The organism is Agromyces cavernae, assembly GCF_021044935.1.
Taxonomy (GTDB): Bacteria; Actinomycetota; Actinomycetes; order Actinomycetales; family Microbacteriaceae; genus Agromyces; species Agromyces cavernae.
Map to the genome: position 1 here is coordinate 989,397 of NZ_JAJNMP010000001.1, position 19,677 is coordinate 1,009,073.

Here is a 19,677-nt window from a genome sequence, read left to right on the forward strand (position 1 = left end):
CACAGGTCGAACACGCGATATAACGCAAACCTACGCGCACTGACGGCCGAGCGTCAGGGCGTAGACGAAACTCGCAGCTTTCGTACCGCCGGATGTTCGCTGGCCGCAGTACGACAGAGGCGAGTATCGTGACGCCCGTGGGGGTGCCGTACTTCCTCCCAGCCGCTGACCTGTTGCCGTACTGGCCTCACGACCTGCTGGCGCCGAGCGACGTGGGGATGCTCGGAAGGGTCAGCCAGCTGGTTGGAGTCACCGATTTCGAGCTCGTCGAATACGAGGGCGAGCTCGGCGTCGTGGGTACCCTTGCGCTCTGGGACGAACTCGTGCTCGACCTCGTGGTCGTCGAGGGCATGGCCCTCGTGCTCGGCCAGCCGGGCCCGAACCTGTCGGCCTTCCCGTTCGAGATCGACTTCGGTCCTGCGTCGGGCGAGGTCGAGGGTGGCCTCGCCGAACAGGCGCTCGACATCTTCCTCAAGGGGCGGCCGGGGCCGTACCGACTCGTGCTGCCGGAGGTCGACCTCGGCCTGAGGTTCGCGCCGGACGACCTGCCGCCGATGCGACCGAAGGATGCCGGCGACCTCGGGAAGGGCTTCGAGCCCGACCCGACGCGCACGGCGACGCAACTCACCTTCCGCACCGCGCTCGTGATCGACACCGAGGACGGGGTGGACTTCGCGGCGCTCGGCGACCTCGACCTCCCGTACGCGCAGATCGGCTCATCGGGAGTCGTCATCGCGGCGCAGGACCTCGTGCTCCGGCTGTCGGATGCGCAGCCGCTCCCCGACGCGATCGACCCCGCCGAGTTCGACCTCGAGGACGACTGGAAGGGCGTGTACCTCCGCACGGCGGAGGTGTTCAACCTGAACACGCTCGTCGACTCGCTGCCCGAGCGGATCGAGCTCGAGCGGTGGTTCATCGGCAACGGCGGCGTCACGGGCACGGCGACCGCGATCATGGACCTCGATCCCGACATGTCGGCGCAGAGCTTCGCCGTGCGCTCGTACCGGCTGGCGTTCCGTCAGGGCGAGCTCGTCCAGGGCCTCGTCCAGGCCGCCGTGAAGCTGCCGTTCTTCGACGAGCGGGTCGTGTACCTCGACCTCGAGATCACGAACGACCCGGGCCTCGACTTCCCCGAGTCGGTCGGGTTCATGGGCTCGATCGCCGGCGTCCAGCCGACCGGGCCCGGCGCGCCCCCGCGCCTCGACGAGCTCGAGGTGCTGACGGTCAAGGAGCACGACGACTCGGTGCCGCCGGGCCAGGAACGGCTCTACCTCCGCCTCGGCGTGACGAAGTTCGGGGTCAGCGCGAAGCCCGACCAGGGCCGAGCGGGCACCGACTACCCGAAGGACACCCGGTTCTGGGACCTCATCCTCGACGGGCGCGTCGAGATCGGCCCCGCCGCGACGGTGGCCGAGGCCGCGTTCGGCGGGGAGTTCACCGACCTCCGACTGCAGGTGGCTCCGGACTTCCGCTTCATCCTGCCGAGCGGGTTGTGGCTCGCCCTGAACGAGGCCGCGCGGACGTGGCTCGCCGCGTTCCCCGTGCAGATCTCGCGCGTCGGGTTCGGGTCGGAGGGGCCCGAGGACTGGATCGGGATGGACGCCTCCGTCGACCTCGGGCGCGGCATCGGCCCCGCGGCATCCGTCAAGGGCCTCCGCGTCTACTACGGCGGACCGTCGGGCACGCGCCTCGCGTTCGACGGCATCGAGGTCGAGCTGCACCGGGCGGGTTTCGACGCGCACGGGTTCGTCTCGATGACGACGGGCAGTGATCCCGACGGCATCGCCGACCCGGCCGACCGCATCTTCCGTGGCGACGTCACGCTCGCGATCGCGAGCGGCGTCGGCGTGAAGCTGCAGGGGTCCCTCCTGTTCGGCACGAAGGACGGCACGCGGTTCGGCTTCGTCGCCCTCGACGCGGAGTTCGGCAGCGGCATCCCCGTGTTCTCGTCCGTCTCCTGGTTCGGGGCGGCGCTGCTCGCGGGCGTGAACGTGGCGCCCGACAAGGCCCTGACCGGCGACCGGGGCGACGACTTCTCGTGGTACGAGCACTGGTACGTCCCGGCGCCGGGCCCGCACTCGGTGCTGAACGCGCGGAAGTGGGTGCCGGCCGAGGACGCGTGGGCTGCCGGCGCCGGCGTCACGATCGGATCGAGCGATGGCAAGGCGTGGAGCCTGCGCGCCCTGCTGGCGGTCACCGCACCCGGTCCGGTGGTCTTCATCGAAGGACGCCTCCGGCTCCTGAAGACGCGTGAGCCGCACAAGGGCCCGCCGCGCTCGACGACGATCCGGGGGCTTGCGGCCCTCGACTGGGACCAGGGCGACTTCCTCGTGGCGCTCGAGTTCGACTACAAGCTCCCCGAGTCGGGTCTGCTGCTCGACGTCGACGCGGCCGGCGAGGTCTTCTACAGCAGCCGGCCCCGCGACTGGCACGTCGCCATCGGATGGCCCGAGCCGGTGAGCCGCCGCGTCCGCGCCAGGGCGTTGCGCCTGCTCGACTGGGACGCGTACCTCGTCGTGAGCGGCCGCGACCTCGAGCTCGCCGACCGCGTGTTCCCCGGCACGGCGGTCGCGATCGGCTACCGCACCGGCATCGACAAGCGCGGCAAGTGGGGCCCGGTGCGCGGCGTGCTCGCGCTGTGGATCGCCGGCGACCTCGCACTCTCGGTGCGCCCCGTCTACTTCCTCGCGGAGGTCTCGCTGCAGGGCGAGGCGAGCATCAAGGTCTTCGGGATCGGGTTCGAGCTCCTGCTCGACGCCCTGCTCGCGCTCGAGGCGCCGGTCGGTGACGACGACGAGTACTTCGGCGGCAAGGTGCGCATCAAGGTCGGCCTGCCGTGGCCGCTGCCCGACATCTCGAAGGAGATCCCGATCGAGTGGGGCGACGCCAGCGGGATGCCTCCGCCGATCACGCCGCTCGTGGACGGCGCGAGCGTCAGCCCGGGCTACAGCGTCGTGGGCGAGCGGTTCTACGAGCGCGAGACGTCGATGGTCGCGAACGTGTCGATGCCGCTCGACGGCCGCGTCGCGATCACGTTCCAGCGTCCGATGCGCTCGACGTGGGCGGGGGCGCCGACCCCGGTCGACCTCGCGCATCCCGATCGCGTCGGCGAGGTGTACTACCGGTACACGCTCGTCGCGGTGCGAGTGCAGGTCACCCCGGCGGCGGGCTCCCCGCATCCCGCGACCGAGGACCTCTTCGGCGAGTGGACCGTGGGCCCGGGTGACGCGAACGGCCCGCGGGCCGAGAGCCTCGTGCTGTGGGGTCTCTCGCCGTTCCCGGCCGCGGGCAACCTCGCGTGGCCGGGACGCACCGAGCGCCGCTCCTGGGCGGACCTGTTCTTCGACGACTACGGCGGATGGCCCTGCGGGACACTGCCCCCGCTCGAGCGGTGCCTCGACTTCGACGATGTCCCGCTCGGCGTCGTCGACCCCGAGCTGCGCTACCAGCCGGATCCCGCCATCGGCGCGGTCGTCTTCACGCCGTGGCCCGACCTGTCGCGCGACCCGGCGCTCCAGGGCATCGACGTCGTGCAGGTGCCGCTTGCCATCATCGCGGCGGGCGGCGCGCAGGAGGCCGACCATGTGCTGCGCCTTGCGCGGACGGCGATCCTGGGCGGCGAGGACGGCAGCGACGCGACCTCGGGGCCGGTCGCCGGCGGCGCCGTGACCTGGGCCGTCGCCGTCGACCTGCAGCCCTGCGTGCGAGCGCGCGGGCGCGTCGAGCACGACAAGGACCTCACGGTGCTCGTCGTCGAGGCGTTCGACGGGAGCGCGGTGGTGGCGACCGTCATCGAGGACGGCCCGACGTTCGAGATCACGTCCGACGTACAGCCGTTCCACCGCGTGGTCATCCGGGTGGAGGCGCGCGGCGACCCGCAGCGGCCGCTCCGATCCGTCCCGGTGCTCTCCCGCTTCTGCTACACGACCGTCGGCGCGATGCGGGACGACGAGGAGGCGCGCGAGCAGCGGCTGCACTGGCTGCACGTGCTCGGCCCGCTCACCGTCGACCAGCCCGAGACCGACACCGACCGCTTCGGCGCGCACCTCGTGCACGAGCCCCACGCCGCGTACCGCATCGAGTTGGACATCCGGACCGAGCGCGCCCAGGCGCTCGACGGCACCTGGACCGACGACGGGACGGCGACCGAGGTCCTCACCGTCGCGACGGGCGGCGCGCCCGCCGACCTCTCGCCGTACGTGGCCTCGATCGCGCCGGGCGACGGCGACCGGCCCTGGTACGCCGACTACGATCTGCGGATCACCTATGGCCAGCCGTACGTCGAGGCCATGTACCAGAAGGCGGGCGGCCTGCTCGTGGCGGACCTCTTCACCGCCGACGGCCGACACGTCGAGCCCGAGGTCGAGCGCCGGCGCACCGTGACGCCCGCGATCACCGGCGAGACCGCCGTCCTCGTGGAGCGGCTGCAGACCGCTGCGTGCGTGGGCGTCGACCTCGACACCATCGCGGGCTTCGACGAAACGATCTACCGGACGCGCCTGGCGACGTCGACCGCCTACGAGGTGCGCGTGAGCGGCGGCGGACTGCCGGCGCCGGTCTACCGCTGGAACTTCGTCACGAGCCGGTACCGCACCTTCGCCGAGCACCTGGCCGCGATCCGGCAACAGCCCTGGCACGAGCGGCTGTCCGCGACCGCCGACCTCGGCGCGCTGGCCGGCCGACTGGGTCGGTTCGCGGATCGCGGTGGCGAGGACGATGCGTGGCTTGCGATCGGTGCCGACCTCGGAATGGGCGTCCGGGCGATCCCCGAACGGCCCGAGGTCACGATGCTGTGGAGCGAGCCGGCAGCCTTCGAGGCGCGCGCGCTCGCCATCGCGAGCCCCGAGCCGCTGTTCGCGTCCGAGCGCACCGAGTTCGCCCTCGAGCGCAAGACGATCCAGGTCGTGCTCGGCCCGACCGGTCCGAACGGGCCGACCGGCCCGACCACGATCGTGACCTGGCGGCCCGTGGCCCATCGCCTCGTCCGCTCTGCCGATGGCACCCGCTCATGGGTCGTCCCGGTCGACACCGCTGGGCAGCCGGTGGCATTCCCCACCGGCTCGTACCGCCTGCGGGCGACCCACCGGCTCACCGGGGTTCCCGGGCTGCCCGACCTCAGCCGCCAGGGCGACCCGACCGACGAGGTCGCGATCTGGTCCTTCCTCGTGCCCGGCGCACCGACCGACCTCGTGGACCCGGAGGCGTGACATGGCCGAGCATCGCCCGCAGGATCCGCGACTGACGCTCACCGCGGCAGGGTTCGTCGGAGACGCCGAGGCACAGGACGGCGTGCACCTGCGGTGGTCCTTCGACCCCGACCTCGGCTTCCCGGTCGAGGGCTTCACGCTCTGGCATCGGCGCGCCGATCGCGGCGAGCAGCGGAAGGTCTCGTTCGCCCACCTCGCCCAGCAACTCGAGACACAGCCCGCACCGGCCGGCGTGGAGGGCGGGGTCACCGTCCACCGCGCCGACGGCGAGCGCCTCGTGCCCGGCCGTCGATGCGGGCAGGCGGGGCTCGAGCTCGGCGACGTGCCGCTCGTGCTGCGCTTCCGGCCGAGCTTCGGCAGCGCGCCGTCGCCGACCCGCTCGGTGACGCTGTTCGGGCTCGCCGAGCGGGGCGGGGTGTCGGTGCGCGCGCTGCACGCCGGCCGGGTATCCGACTGCGCCGCCGTCGGCCGTGGCGCCTGCCTCCGCCGACTCGTCGGCTCCGACGTCGCGGGCGATCTCTCGGCGCTGGATGCCGCGGAGTTCATGCTGCCCGGACGCCATGCCCGCACTCGGCGGCGCGCCGGGATCGACCTGATGGCGCTCCTTCGCGCGGATCGTCGCGACGCACTCGACCGGCTCGAGGAGATCGGCTTCCAGCCCGCCGCGACGAGCTGCACGCCGTTCCGGGTCACGGTCGACGCGGACGCGATCGACGAGGTCCGGGTCTCGGGGTGCGCGGCCGTCGTGGTGGGCGCCCTGTGGAGCCCCATCCCCGCCGACGACTGCGAACGCGACTGGAAGCGCCTGGAGGGCCCGATCCTGCTCCCGGTCGGCGGCGACGCGCGCGATGTCGCCCGCAGCCGACTGCCCGACGAGGCGGACCTCCCGCCGGATGCGCCGCGCCGGGCCGACCTCGAGGCGCGCCTGCTCGGGCCCGACTTCGACGAGCTCCGCACCGCGTTGGAGCAGGCGGTCGCCGGTGGCGGCCAGTTCATCGTGCGGCTCGCCTCGGATGACCCCGACGACGAGTCGAGCTGGCGCTACGACGTGGTCCGTGATGTGCTCACGGCCGCCGCCGACCCGTACTTCGCCCGCGTCGTCGGACTGGCCTTCGTGCACCGCCCGGATGACGACACCGAGCGGTACGACTACAAGGTCGAGGCGGGGTGGCCGATCGACGGTGAGCACGTCCGCCTGTGCTGGGTCGCCTACGATCGCGGCCTCGAGGCGCAGCCGGGGCTGCCCGCCCCGATCGGCGTGGCCGCGACCGCCCGACCGGGCGCCGCGCACGTCGGGCCCGACGGCGTGCTCAACCCGTTCGAGATGGACGTCACGGTCGCCTGGCGGCGCCCCACGGCGTGCGACCTCACCGACCCCGTGCGCAGCCCGATCGCCTACCTCGTCGAACGGACCGACGCGGACGCCCCCGACGCGGGACCGTACCGACTCGTCTCCCGCCGGGTGTTCGAGCCGGGCGGTGAGCCTGAGGTCGTCCCGGCGGTCATCGCCGACCCCGAGTCCGGCGACCCGGCGTTCGCCAGCGGATTCTTCGTCGACCGGGGTCCCGGGTACGGCACCTTCCACTACCGGGTCCGGGGGCGCGACCTGTTCGGCCGGACGAGCATCCCCTCGGGGCCCGCGGGGCTGCTGGTCCGTGACGAGGTCGCGCCGGGACCGCCGCTCAACCTGGCTGCCGAGTACGCGGCCCCCGACGACCCCGATCGCAGCGGCAGCGCCCTGCTCGCCTGGGCGAACCGCGACGTCGCGCCGGGCGCCCCGCGCCGCTCCGCCGTGCTGCTCCGGTGGACGTGGCCGGCGAGTCGGCAGCTCCAGTTCCCGGACCTCGACGAGTTCCGGCTCTACCTGAGGCCCGGGGCGCTGAACCACGTGCTCGGGCGGATCGAGGGCGTGACCGCGGTCGCGCCGGGGGAGTTCGAGGTCGCGACCGACCTCGCCCCGGTGGGTCCCGACTTCCCGGTGCCGCAGGCGGGCGTGGACCTCGGAGCGCTGCGCAGCGAGGGCGAGGACTGCCCGGTCGTGACGATCACCACCGTCGGGGGCGCGCTCACGTTCCGCGTCCGGGCGAATCCCGCCGCGCCGCCGCTCGTGGGCCCGACGGCGTTCCGGCTCGGCCGCGGCACGTCGCCGACGGCCACCCATCCCGCGCGGTCGCCGCATCCCGCATTCCGGTCGTTCGAGTGGCCCGTCGACTGGGAGGGGTTCCTCGTCGAGCCCGTCGCACCGCCCCGCGCACTGCGGGTCGCCGTCGACGGCAGCGTGCGCGGCCCGCTGCCCGACGGGCTCACGCCCGCCGACGTCGACGTCACCCGCGTCTCGGAGCCGGTCGACGGCCAGGTCCACTGGCACTATCGGATGACCCTCCGCGGCGTCTCCCTCGAGCCGACCCGCGAGCGTCCGCGCGCGGTCGCCTCGTTCGGGATCGGATCCGTCGACGCCGCGGGCAACCAGGGCAGGATCGCGCCGCCGGCGTCGGCGGTCGCCGTGCACCGGGCGCCGCCCGAGGTGCCGCAGATCGTCTACCCGCCGGTGAACCTGGCGACGGCGGCGGACTACCACGGCGCGTCGTGGTTCACCGTCGAGTGGCCCGGCGAAGCAGGGGTCGGCTACCAGGTGTACCGCGCCGCGGACCTCGACCTGCTTGCGGTGGCGGGCATCGATCTCGCCGACCATCGGGCGAGGCCCGACCACGAGCAGCGCCTCCAGCTCCAGCAGCTCGCGCTCGACCCGTCGCACGTCGAGGCGTTCCGCATCGTGACGGCGACCCCGGTTCCGGGCCTGGCCGGGCCGACGCGTCATCGCGACGCGCTCCCCGGCGCGGTGCGGAACCGCTTCGTGTACCGCGTCCGCGCCGTCGACTCGGCAGGCAACCTCGCTCCCTGGCCGCCGGCGTCGATCGCGACCTGCGTCGTCGTCGACGTGCCCGGTCTGCCCCCTGCGGCGCCGTCGTGGGCGGACGTCGCCTTCCCGGCGAGCGGGGGCGTCGAGCTCCGGTGGCATCCGGATGCCTCGCCGGCCCTCCACGGTTACCGGCTCTACCGCACCGACGACGTCGATCGTGCCGAGGACGTGCGCTCGATGGCGCCGCTGTTCGCCGCGCCGCAGGAGGAGGGCGGCGGCGTCGTGACCGGCGTGGTGCTGGCGCGCAATGCCACCGGCGTCGTCACCTCCGTGATGGAGCTGCCGCCGGGCGACCGGCGGCCCGGGCGGCTCGCGCGATACGTCGACGCGACCGTGCGGCCGGGACATCCGACGTTCTATCGACTCGTCGCCGAGGACGACCACGGACGTCGCTCGCCGGCATCGGAGCGCCTCAGGGTCGTGGTGCCGGTCACCGGGCCGCCCGAACCGCCCGCATGGGCCGCCCCGCCGACGTTGGCGCCCGGTTCCGTGTCGCTCACGTGGACCGCCGACGACCCCGGGCTGCGGTGCCTCGTGCTCCGCCGGTCGGGCGATGGCGCCTGGCGGGCGCTCGGGCCGTGGGCCGCCGCCGGCGACTACGCGTTCACCGATACGACGGCGGTCGCCGGCACCGGGTACCAGTACCGCGTCCGCGTCCGCGACGCGGTCGGCCACACCGCCGACGGCCCGATCGTCGACGTCACGGGACCCTGAGGAGGCAGCGACGTGCCCGAGTTCACCGGGAACATCCACAGCCTCGAGCTGGCCCTGCCGTTCCCCGCGCCGGCGGGCGGGAGCGGGCCGTTCTTCGCCCTCGGGCGCACCTTCGGGGAGGCGGGCCACGAGCTCCTGGACATCTGGATCGACGACAGCGTGAGCACGAGCTACAACCCGCCCGACGGGCCTGCGGGGACCATCCCGGTCAAGTCGCTCATCGCGGTCACGCACGGCTGGCTCCGCTTCGTCGCCGCGGGGCAGGCGGTGCCCGGACTCGTCGCGCGCGACGGCTCGCCGCTCGTCGTCGAGGACGCGACGCTCGTGCTCGAGGTCTTCTCCACGCTGCGTTCGAACCTCGACCGCATGGCCGAGGACGGCAGCTACTTCGTCGAGCTGACGCAGACCGGCCGCGGCGGTCGCCCGGCGCTCGGGCACCTGCTCTACGAGAACGTCGACCTGCTGACGCTCGACGATGCGATCGGGGCACTGGTCGCCCAGGCCCGTCCCGACCCGCACGTGACGGCGGCCGACCGCGCGGAGATGGTCCAGTCATTCCTGGCCGGTGAGATCCGCATCCTCGCGCGGGCCGGCCGGGTCATCGGGGAGGCCGCGGCGGGTGACCCGGGGGACCTGCCGATCACATCGCCCGCCCAGGACTCGTGGCGACGGCTCACGTTCCGGGCGGCCGACCGTCTCGGGCAGCTCTTCGACCCCGGCTTCTTCTTCCGCCGCGTGCAGGAGCTCGCCGACATCCCCGAGCCGCCGCTCATCGTCGGCAAGACGCTCATCCCGTCGCGCGACGCGGTCCGCGACCACCCGATGCCGAAGGTCACCCCGCGGCGGTTCATCCTCGACTGGCGCGACGAGGTCGCCCGCCCGGTGCCGGGGGCGCGCTTCTCGCTGCCGCCGCTCACCGGAGCGGCCGGCGCCGTCGTCACGGCCGACGCGGCCGGGCTGTGGATCGGGCCCACACTCGCCGATGGCGCCGACCCGCACGCGCTTCAGCAGGTCACCCTCGTCCCCGAGGCCGCCAGTGTGCGGCTCGGGACCCTGCCCGACGCACCGGAATCCCATCCGTCGCTCGAGCGCGAGCAGCTGGCCGATGACTACCTCGTGGTCTCGGCGCTCGATCTCGAGGCGTGGTTCCCCGCCCGCATCCCCTCCGCCCTCCCGTCAGTCGAGCCGCTGCGGCGGTTCAGCGAGGGCAACCGGGTGACGGCGCTCATCGACGGGCGGCTCACGTACTGGTACCTGATGCGCGCACTCCGGCGCACGTTCCGCGACGACGACTTCGGTGCCGTGGAGGAGGGCGGGGTGCCGGCTGCCGAGGGCCCGCTCCTGCCCGACGTCGGCGGCCATCGCATCTGGATCGCCGGGTGGAAGCTGTCGCCCGAGTTGTGGCTGCCCGACTTCCCGGAGGAGGCGCCGTTCCCGGCGCTGCCGGAGTACGACGAGCAGGCTGTGCTGCAGCCGCCGACCGGGCCCGACGGGCAGCCGGACCCGGGGCCGCCGACCGCATTCGACTCCCGGGCCCACCTGATGGGCATCCTGCGCGCCGCCATCGAGGCGGGCGTCGATGTGCGCGCCCTGCTCTGGCGCCAGCAGCGCGAAACCCCCGACCACCGGGAGGACAACACTGCCGCCGTCATCTTCCTGAATCGCGAGGAGGCGGGCCGCCGCGGTCAGGCGATCCTCGACGCGGTCGGGCGCACGGTCGGCTCGCACCACCAGAAGGCGATCGTGGTGCAGAACGCCGACGGTCGGCTCGCGTTCGTCGGCGGCGTCGACGTGGCGCTCGGGCGGTGGGACACACCCGAGCATCCTGGGGAGGATCCGCGCGCGGCAGGCGGCCGCACGATCACGAACGACGGATGGCACGACGCACACACGATGATCGAGGGCCCAGCGGTCGACGACGTCGAGGCGAACTTCCGGCTCCGGTGGAACGCGCACCCCGACGCGAACGCCGAGGGACGCACGAACGCCCCGTCCCGGTCGCCCGCCGAGACCCTCGACGCGATCCCGCAGGCGACGCACTACGTGCAGGTCAACCGCACGCTGCCCCGGGGCGTGCCGCACTTCTCGTTCGTCGATCCCGATGAGGGGGACCCGGGTGCGCTGCGCGCACGGCTCAACGCGATCCGGCGGGCGAAGCGGTTCGTCTACCTCGAGGACCAATACCTCACGATGGTCGACCTTGTGGACCACCAGGCGCTGATGGCGAGCGGCAGCCCGCTCGACTTCGTTCCGTCCAACCCCGACACGATCGCCGCGGCGCTGCGACAGCGGCTGGTCGGACCCGATCCCATCGACTTCGCCGCGATCCTGGTGCCGCGGCGCCTGTCGGAGGACCCGCGGTTCGCGAACGGCGTGCTGTACGAGCTGCGCAAGCGGTTCGTGCAGTTCCTGGTGCACGGGCTCAGCGACGAGGCGAAGCGCGAGCGCGTGCTCGTCTTCCACCTGCGCAACGAGACCGGCAAGCCGACCTACGTCCACGCGAAGAACATCATGGTCGACGACGTGTGGGCGAGCATCGGGTCGAGCAATATGGGGTACCGCAGCCTGACGTACGACAGCGAGCTCAACTGCGACGTGATCGACGGGCGGATCGTGCGCGGTGCGCGCCGGTACGCCCGCAACCTGCGGGTCGAGCTCTGGCGCGAGCACCTGCGCCTCGGGCCGGGCGGCGGGCCGTTCGTGGTCGACCCCCGACGCGGGTTCGAGCTGCTCCGCGATGCCGCCGAGGGCCGGCTCGCCCGGCTGCACGCGATCCAGCCCTACGACCCCGCCTACCTGGGCGACGACCTCGCGGCGCCGGACGCGCCCCCGCTGTACGACCCCGCCAACCCGAATCACGAGATCGTGCGCACCCACCTGATCGACCCGGACGGTCGCGATCCCGACGACCCGCTGCTCGACTACTTCGCGTTGGTCGGGCTCATCTGAGGGGAGCAGGGACCTCCGAGCGGCATCGATCCGGTGACCTTTCGATTTTCAGTGAGCCTGGGCCATTTTCGCTCAATTCTTATGGACGGGATATCGCGCTGATCAGGGATTCTGCTGAATGGTCCCAGTTAGTTTCAGTTCGTTTTCGCGCATTTAATGGCACATTAATGGCACAAGATCTCGCTTCCGAGGCACTCCATGTGCCTAAACGGGCGCGACATTGAGGCGCATGGCCCACGTGATCGTGGTCGCCAAACACCAGGCCTCATCGGACCCGAGGCAATCCTCGCCGCCGGTTGATGTCCTTTGCCGTCGCTAGAAGGTCGGCCTCGTTCGTGTCGTACAGACGTCGTAACGCAAGTTCGAGAAACTTCGCACCTGTCACCACATCATCTATGGACAGCCCGCTCTCATGGGTTCCAGTGTTCCCGATCCACTTCACGGCCTCGAGCGCGTGAACTACTTCCGGGTGGGTGCTAGCGAAGATGTCCAATCGCTCCTGGGCTGAAAGTCGCTTTCGCTTTCGTTTGGCGGTGATGAACGTTCGCTTCACACCGCGCGCGGTGAGCAACTCCTCGACGGCCAGTCGAAGCTGGGTAGCCGCCAAGTCCGGACTCGTCCAGAGCACTGAGGACGCCATTGCGATGGCTTCGACCACCTTTGTTGGTGTGCGTTGTGGCGTGAGCAGCAGCTGCGGAGCGGGGCTGATGTGACGCAGCACGAAGAAATCCGTGAGACGTTCGCGTTCTTGAACGTCGTCGAAGGACCATGAGTACGCCCAGTCGCCAGCAATAGCCACCTCGCGTTTGCAGCCGTGATTGTCGCATTCGAGCACACCGGTGAAACTTCCGCCGAGCTCGTCGGGGCCGTCCAAGTGGCGCCTGACCAACTCGATGTGAGCGCGCGATCTCGCGTCCGGGTATTGGGTCGTCGACTTGAGCGCTAGCGTGCCTTCCAGGCATTCCGGGCACAGCACTCGAGGCCAGGTGTCTTCGTTTAGCCAGCCCGACAAGGCTCCGAGCGGTTTTGCCATGCTCCGAAGTTACCGTTGCCGGGTGATGCTTACAGACGAGAGAGTGCCCGCGCCGTCGGTCGACTTTGTCACGTCACGCTGCCTTCTCGTGCTGTCGTCGGTCGAGAAGAGGCGGTCGAGTGCAACGCGTGACTGCGCATGCGAGATCAGAGCCCGTCCACATTGCGGTATGGATGCGTTGTGCGACGGTACAACGCGGGCGATCAGTACGCTGATGCGGTGACCGTTAGCAACGAGCCGCCCGGCAAGTCGAGTGCTTGGAACTGGCCAGCTGAGTGGGCCGTGGAGCGGGCCTTTTGGCGCGAGGTTGCAGCGCGCACCATCGCGGGCGTACTGACAATCCTTATCGTCGGCGTGCCCGCGCTCATCTGGGCCGCACTCTCCGGGGTCCTAACCTGGGACATGGTGGCCCCGGCCCTCATCGGATTTGGGCTGTTTCTCGTCGTTCTGATCGTCTACGTGACCCTTCTCCTAGTCATTCGTGCGGTCGCTCGGAGCAAGGGACGGAAGACGCTGCGCGCAGAAGGCGGCTCAGAGTACAAGGACGTGTCAACTCGGGATCTGGACACGATTCTTGTTTCGTTCGCCGGTGGCGAGCCGATCCCAGTCCCATACTCCGTCAATGAGAAGGCGAAAGAGAGCCTTCGCCAGATTGATCGGTTCCAGCACGCGTTTAGCATCGTTGCAGCCGTTGTCGCGCTCGCCGGCGCGGTGGTTGGTGTCTTCTTCGCGCTTCTCTAGTTCGGGCGGCAGCAGCCCCGCTATCGATGATGATTTCGTTTAGCGGAGCCTCGGGGTTCCATGATGTCGCTCTCTGCGGACGACAGCCGCGGCTCCTCGCGGAATGCATGGTTGCGAAGGCCCCGGTGGGTTGGCCAAGATTGCGCAGTGACCGATGAGGCAACCCGTGACGAGACCACGACGAGAGAGTCATCCTCGGGAACCGCTTGGCGCTGGATCAGATGGGCGCTCGCGGTCGCGGCGATATGCGCCGTGATCACTGTCATAGCTTCCAGATATCGAGAGTGCTCAGAAACGACGACGACCGCCGCCAACGGTGACGTATCCACGGTGATCGCGTGTGCGCCGCCATCCTTGACCAGTGCTTCGCTCATCCTTCTCCTCCTACTCGTTGGCCTGCTCCTCTGGCCGGACCTAACAGAGCTCACTGTGGGGGGTGTGACTCTCAAGCGAAAAGTCGCAGAGGCTGCCCAGAAAGCAACTGATGCGAAGGAGAAAGCGGAAAGTTTGGCCACGACCATTCAGATACTTCAGGCCCGAATCGATACCTTCGCGTTCTCGAATGCCTCGGCGTCAAACAATATCTACTTCGGTCGCGAATGGACGCCCACAGAATCGGAACGGATCCAGCGACAGGCAACTGAGGCAGGTGAGTTCGGGGCCGAAGCGCAAAGTGGGCGCGGCCCGCTCGAGAACATGAGTGACGACAAGCTCCAGACGACGGTCATCCGGGAGTGGGAATTGCTCAGCGGACGGCTTGACCTTCGACCAGGTCGTCTCCGCGAGAACGATCCGCTAGATGCGGAAGTTCGTCAACGCACTCGAAGTCTGCAACGGGCGTTCATTGCAGACTTCGAGCCACAAATCCGGACCGTCCGCGACCTTCGCAACGCTGTCGCACACGGGCAGCAGATTCCAAGGGAGGACCTGGTCAATGGGCTTGTGCTGCTCAATGCGCTGAACCGTCGCGCTGAAGTCTGGCTCGAAGGCGGGTCTGTCGAGCCCCTCTGACGCTTGGGATCGAGCACTTGGATAACCCGCGATCGGCATCAGTCGCGTGGAACCTGCCAGGCAAGTCCAGCCGGAATCTCGACGACGATCATCGGATTATGGTTGCCTCCCGCTTCTCCGTTGCGGAGGCCCGACCGAAGCGAGCTATGCCCATCGAATCGTTCGAAGACTGAGGACTTTCCATCGACGGTTTGTCGCTGCTTCGTTCCCGAATCAGAATTCGCTGAAGTACGGCGATCAGATTCAGGTCGAGCCAGCCGATGACGGAGCCGAGTTTGACGTCCAACGATCCAGCCGGTCAACAGCCACGCGATGAATCCGACGGGGATGAGGACCCACAGGAGCAAGTCTCGGACCAAGAGCAAGACGAACAACCCGGCAGTCTGCAGCGCGATGTCGTGATTTGGGGCCGATGGTTCGCCCTGTCCTGCTGGGTTGCGGTTAGGCGCTGGGCGACGAGTAGTTGCAGTGGTTGGCCGTACGATCGCCATTGTGACTGCGCCCAATCAAGACATGCCGGAAACGACAGTGCCACCAGCGATGACGTGGTCGGTACCCGCCCGAGATAGCGCCGCCGTTGCAATCACGGCGCACGCGGGGCGCGTAACGACGATCGTCGGGGCCAACGGCGCCGGCAAGTCTGCGCTCGCGACATGGCTGGTCGCACAGATGCCCTCGGGCACCGTCCGGAGGCTTATTGCCCACCGAAAGATCTGGTTCAGTTCGTCGGGGCCAGAGATTAATCCCGCTCAGCGAGAGCGGCACGGTCAAAACGCTGAACAGTGGGATCGAAGGAGCGACTCGAGGTACGCGGATCACCTCGATGGGAATCGAGCCAACATTGCGCTCTTCGACCTCCTCGGGATGATCAACGATCAAAACCGCAAAGCCGTTGAGATGTACGACGGAGGGCGAACAAGAGACGAGGTTCTCAGCGAAGCTGGCGAACGGCTCCTTCCAAAGTTGAACCGGATCCTTGCGAACGCCGGCCTACACATTTCGATCGCGCTAACCGCATCTCAGACCTTCATGGCGCGCCATTCCGACTTGGGGGTCGAGTTTCCGATCTTCCACATGTCAGACGGTGAGAAGAGCGCGCTCTTATTGGCAGCGGAAGTCCTAACCGCGCCAGTAGGGCAGGTGATCGTGATCGACGAGCCCGAGAGGCACCTTCACAGATCCATCTCCGCAGGGCTGGTGGATGCAATCGTCTCTGAACGCTCGGATGCAGCGTTTGTGTTGTTGACGCATGACCTCGAGCTTGCATCCGCACTTGGGGCTCACGGCACAGTCGTCACGTTGACTGGGAGCGAGTGGTCGGGCGAAACCGTAGCCGCCTGGGAGGTAAATCTGGTTGCCGACGGCGGAGTTGTCTCGGAGCTCGCTCGTCAAGCCATACTCGGTGGGCGTAAGCAAGTCATGTTCATTGAGGGTGACGTCGGGAGTCTCGATTTACCTCTATACCGGGTCCTATATCCCGACTGGACCTGCGCCCCAGCCGGTGGTTGCGACTCGGTAATCAAATCTGTCGCCGGTATCCGCGCGAGCTCGCAGTTCCATTGGGTGCGTGCCGTAGGAATCGTCGATGGAGACGGCAGATCCGAGGCCGAGCGCGCGGCGCTTCGAAGCAGGAACGTGCTCGCCCTACCGGTGAACGAGGTCGAGAGTCTGTACTACCTCTCAAGCGTCCTGGAGGCGGTCGCAGGAGCGCAGGCGGCGGTAATCGACGCATCCGCGACGTCGCTCATGGACGCTGCAAAGTCTGCGTTGCTGCAATCGCTCAGCCAACCGGAAACTGTCGATCGATTTGCGCGCAAGCTAGCTCTAGCGGAAGTGCATCGAAAAGTGGTTGACCACATCCCTGAAGTCCTCGGAGAGAAGGACATCCAGATCTCCGTGCCATCGCCATTCAATGAGATTCGTGACAAGCTCGAGAGCATTCTTGCGTCAGGCGACTACGAAGGCATGGTGAAGGAAGTCTCGATTCGGGACAGTTCAGCGCGAGCGGCCGTCGCGCGCGCCATGGGCTTCGGATCATTCGCGCTCTACGAGCGAGCTGCACGACGGCAGATTACGGAGAACAGTGAGTTGCGTGTTGCGGTCCGTGAAGCCGTTGGCGCGTTGCCTGGTTAGGTTCCCTTGCGCGGCTCGTCCTTCAGATCGACACTGATTAATCAGTGTGCGCGGCGATCCTCACCGGATCTCGGTCTGTGCAAATCAAGCAGGACGCCAGGTGCGCCGCCCGTCAACAACCGAGAACCCTCGGTCCGTATGCGCGTTTGGCTAGAATCTTTCCGGAGCAGCCAGTCCGTCGCACAATCGCCATCATGAGTGAATTCGTCGGAGCGAATTCTTCATCGGCCCAGGCCGACTTCGCGCGATCTCGAGGATGGGGTGCCTCGGCTGGAGTAGGTGTAGCTTGTTGGGCCTGACTTGTACCGTCGCTTCAAGCTCTCGGGCGTGAGACTATCCACAGACTTTCGCGCAGCGGCTATGGCGCTAGAGAGTCCGCGATCAGCGCGGTCGCGCTCCGCCGCGAGCACGAACTGCTCCCGCGCCTCATCAGCATTCGCTGCCACGAGATGCACGCGGTTCACGTTCCGCCCGCGCGTCAACCCCACGTACACGCTCGCTGCCCCCATTGCGTCGCCGACCACCGTGTGAGACTCCTCCACCGTCATGCCCTGCACCCCGTGGGCTGTCGCAGCGTACGCGAGGTGCGTGTGCTCGGCGACGTACTCCGCAGGCAGCTGCACTGATCTCAGCCGATGGCCAGCGGCGTGCTCCGTCGCCCACACCGTGCCATCCCCATCGACGCTCCGAACGACCCACACCTGCCGATTCGCCACCCGAACCCCCGAGTCATTCCGACGCGTCTGAATCAAGTCGCCGCGCCCGATGCTCAACCCATCGCTCCCGGTCACCGTTCGGCTCTCGTCAACATCGCCGGCCCGCACCCGCTCCTCGCGTATCCGCGCATTCAGCTCGCGCGCCTCGTCGTTGGTCGCAACGGTCATCGCGCAACCCTCGCGCCACTCCCGCGCGAGCGCCTCGAGCTGCGCATCCGGGCTCACGTGAATCGAAACGAGCCCGAGCGCGCAAAGCCGACAAAAGACCGCCTCCGGATGATCTCCGCGGCGCATCCGCATGGTGAGCGCCGCGTACTGCGGGTCGATGAATCGGTGCACGGCCGTCATGCGATGCACGCGGGGGAGGAGTTGCGCCCCCATGTCGAGTACGCCACCGCGTCCGACCGCGGCGAGCTGCGCGCGGTCGCCGACCAAGGCGACGGTCGCGCCTGCCTCATCGGCGATGGTCAGCAGGGCGAGAGCGGTGTCCTGGTCGAGCATGCCCGCTTCATCGACGACTATCCGCTCGCCGAGTGTTAGCCGAGCAGATGGCGCGGGGCCGGCATACGCGGCATCCATGTCGGGGTCGTGGTCGCCGATGGCGAGCCGCCTCCACACGCCGTCGCGATTCCACCGCCACCCGTGCTCGTGCACGAGCTTGGCGACGCTGTCGGCCGCAACCCCGAGCTCCTGGTGCGCAACGTCCGCCGCCTTCTTCGTCGGCGTGACCACGCGGGTCTTGCGACCGTGCATGGCCGCCGCCTTGATCGCAGCGGCGAGCATCGTCGTCTTGCCCGCACCGGCTGCGCCCTCCACGACGACGAGCGATTGAGCAGATGCCACGGCCGAAGCTGCACGCGCCTGCGCCGGGTCGAGTTGGAGTCGCTGCGTAATGCGCGACAGGTCCGGTGTGCGTTGCTGCGGCCGCTCGGCCCGGGCCGTGAGCAGATCCCGCAGGCGCGTCTCGACAGCGATGACGTGCACGCTCGTCAGATGCGCGACGTGCTCAGGATGCGGCCCATCGGGCGGCAGCACTGACAGGCAGTTCCCCTCGGCGAGCTCTGTGGCGAGCGTGACGAACTCGCGCAGCGGCGTCGGGTCGGCACGCACGCCGGCCTCGGTCACGAGGTGGGACACATGCTCCTGGATGTCGTGCACCGTCCACGTCGACGCGGCGGCCGCGCATCGATCGAGCGCGCGGGACGCGACATCCTGCACGCCCAGCGCATCGAGCGCGACGGCCCGTTGCGCCTGCACACGTTCGAGATCAGGTCGATAGCCGGTCGCCTCGAGCTCGCGCCGCCACGCATCCTCGCTGCCGAGCTGGGTCGGCTTCTTGTGCGGCCGCTCGTGATCCCACGCCATCGCGGTCAGTCGCGACATCGCGGCGGGTCCGGGTTCTTGGTCCGGATGATCCGCACGCCAGTCCTTCTCGAAGCGTGTCAGGTTGCGCGCAACCTGCTCGGCGCGCTTGCTCATAGCCGCGTTGAACGGCTGCAGCTCGGTGACCTCGGCCGTCACCGGATCGAGCGTGAGGCCATGCGCATCGAGCGCGGCCGCGAGGTACGGATGCGCCGCGATCACCGCCGTGCCGAGCGCACGGATCGCGCCTTGCTGCCGGAACAGCGCCGCCGTGTCGAGACCTCGCCACGCGGCATCCGCCCACACTCGCGTACCGATCTGGAAGTGGATGTGCCGGTGCGGGTCGCCGGCCCGCGAGGTCTTGTGCGAGACCGCGACCGTCTCGAGCTGCTCGACCGGCACCACTCGCTGCGCCCCGCGCGGGCCGACGCGCGTGACGGAGTGCTGGCCGAGCCAGACGCGGATCTCGGCGACGGCATCGCGCTGCGCAGCGTCGAGGGCATCGGATACCTCGGGGTGCAGCGCCGCGGCGATCGACAGTGACTTCGGCGCGTTGACGACCATCTCGGCGAACCGCGGTGATCCGTGGCGGGCGTCGCCGGCATGGCGAGGCGTGCCCATCGACTCCCCGGTAAGCGGATTGATCCAGTCGACCCACTGGGCGTACTGGTCGGGGGTGAGCGCGCCCTCGCCGACCAGGTCGCCGTTGCCGTTGACGACGGAGAACTCGGCCAGCGCCGTGCCGCCTTCGAGGTAGTAGTCGTCGGCGCGGGAGCGATCGGACTCGAGGTACCGGCGCGCGTCGGCCCCGGAACCGCGGTACAGGATCACTCCACCTCGCATCGCCTTCCTCCGAGCTAGCTCAGGTTCTTGCAACTACCTACGGTAGCA

General features: G+C 69.2%; 9 protein-coding genes. 6 read left to right on the top strand and 3 right to left on the bottom strand.

Annotated features, from left to right (window positions below; translation table 11 throughout):
* Positions 1–128 precede the first annotated feature (128 nt).
* The 3 genes from LQ757_RS04555 to LQ757_RS04565 are packed head-to-tail and all read left to right on the top strand — an operon-like array spanning position 129 to position 11,790.
* Entirely contained in the window at positions 129–5,207 is a 5,079-nt protein-coding gene (locus LQ757_RS04555; protein ID WP_231046002.1) for a hypothetical protein, read from the top strand.
* Position 5,208: 1 nt separating this feature from the next.
* Positions 5,209–8,841 carry a hypothetical protein gene (locus LQ757_RS04560; RefSeq protein ID WP_231046003.1) on the top strand — a complete coding sequence of 1,211 codons (3,633 nt, stop codon included), beginning with the start codon at positions 5,209–5,211 and terminating at the stop codon, positions 8,839–8,841.
* A 12-nt stretch (positions 8,842–8,853) separates the two neighbouring features.
* Positions 8,854–11,790: a hypothetical protein gene (locus LQ757_RS04565; protein WP_231046004.1), complete on the top strand. Its 2,937-nt coding sequence runs from the start codon at positions 8,854–8,856 to the stop codon at positions 11,788–11,790.
* A 265-nt stretch (positions 11,791–12,055) separates the two neighbouring features.
* Here LQ757_RS04565 and LQ757_RS04570 read toward each other — a convergent pair whose 3' ends face one another.
* On the bottom strand, positions 12,056–12,823 hold the full coding sequence (locus LQ757_RS04570) for a DUF4145 domain-containing protein (RefSeq protein ID WP_231046005.1): 768 nt from the start codon (positions 12,821–12,823) through the stop codon (positions 12,056–12,058).
* Between the two features lie 219 nt (positions 12,824–13,042).
* Here LQ757_RS04570 and LQ757_RS04575 point away from each other — a divergent pair, with 219 nt between their 5' ends.
* Positions 13,043–13,564: a hypothetical protein gene (locus LQ757_RS04575; RefSeq protein ID WP_231046006.1), complete on the top strand. Its 522-nt coding sequence runs from the start codon at positions 13,043–13,045 to the stop codon at positions 13,562–13,564.
* 20 nt (positions 13,565–13,584) lie between these two features.
* Here the strand turns inward: LQ757_RS04575 and LQ757_RS04580 are convergent, their stop codons facing one another.
* Complete coding sequence (locus LQ757_RS04580) at positions 13,585–13,938, bottom strand: hypothetical protein (protein WP_231046007.1); 354 nt, start codon at positions 13,936–13,938, stop codon at positions 13,585–13,587.
* A gap of 64 nt (positions 13,939–14,002) precedes the next feature.
* On the opposite strand from LQ757_RS04580, the gene LQ757_RS04585 reads away from it, so the two are divergent.
* A complete protein-coding gene (locus LQ757_RS04585; protein ID WP_231046008.1) occupies positions 14,003–14,575 on the top strand; it encodes a hypothetical protein in 573 nt (190 codons plus the stop codon).
* A 492-nt stretch (positions 14,576–15,067) separates the two neighbouring features.
* Complete coding sequence (locus LQ757_RS04590) at positions 15,068–16,708, top strand: AAA family ATPase (protein WP_231046009.1); 1,641 nt, start codon at positions 15,068–15,070, stop codon at positions 16,706–16,708.
* Between the two features lie 221 nt (positions 16,709–16,929).
* On the opposite strand, the gene mobF is transcribed toward LQ757_RS04590, so the two are convergent.
* Complete coding sequence (gene mobF, locus LQ757_RS04595; RefSeq protein ID WP_231046010.1) at positions 16,930–19,629, bottom strand: MobF family relaxase; 2,700 nt, start codon at positions 19,627–19,629, stop codon at positions 16,930–16,932.
* Positions 19,630–19,677: the final 48 nt, after the last annotated feature.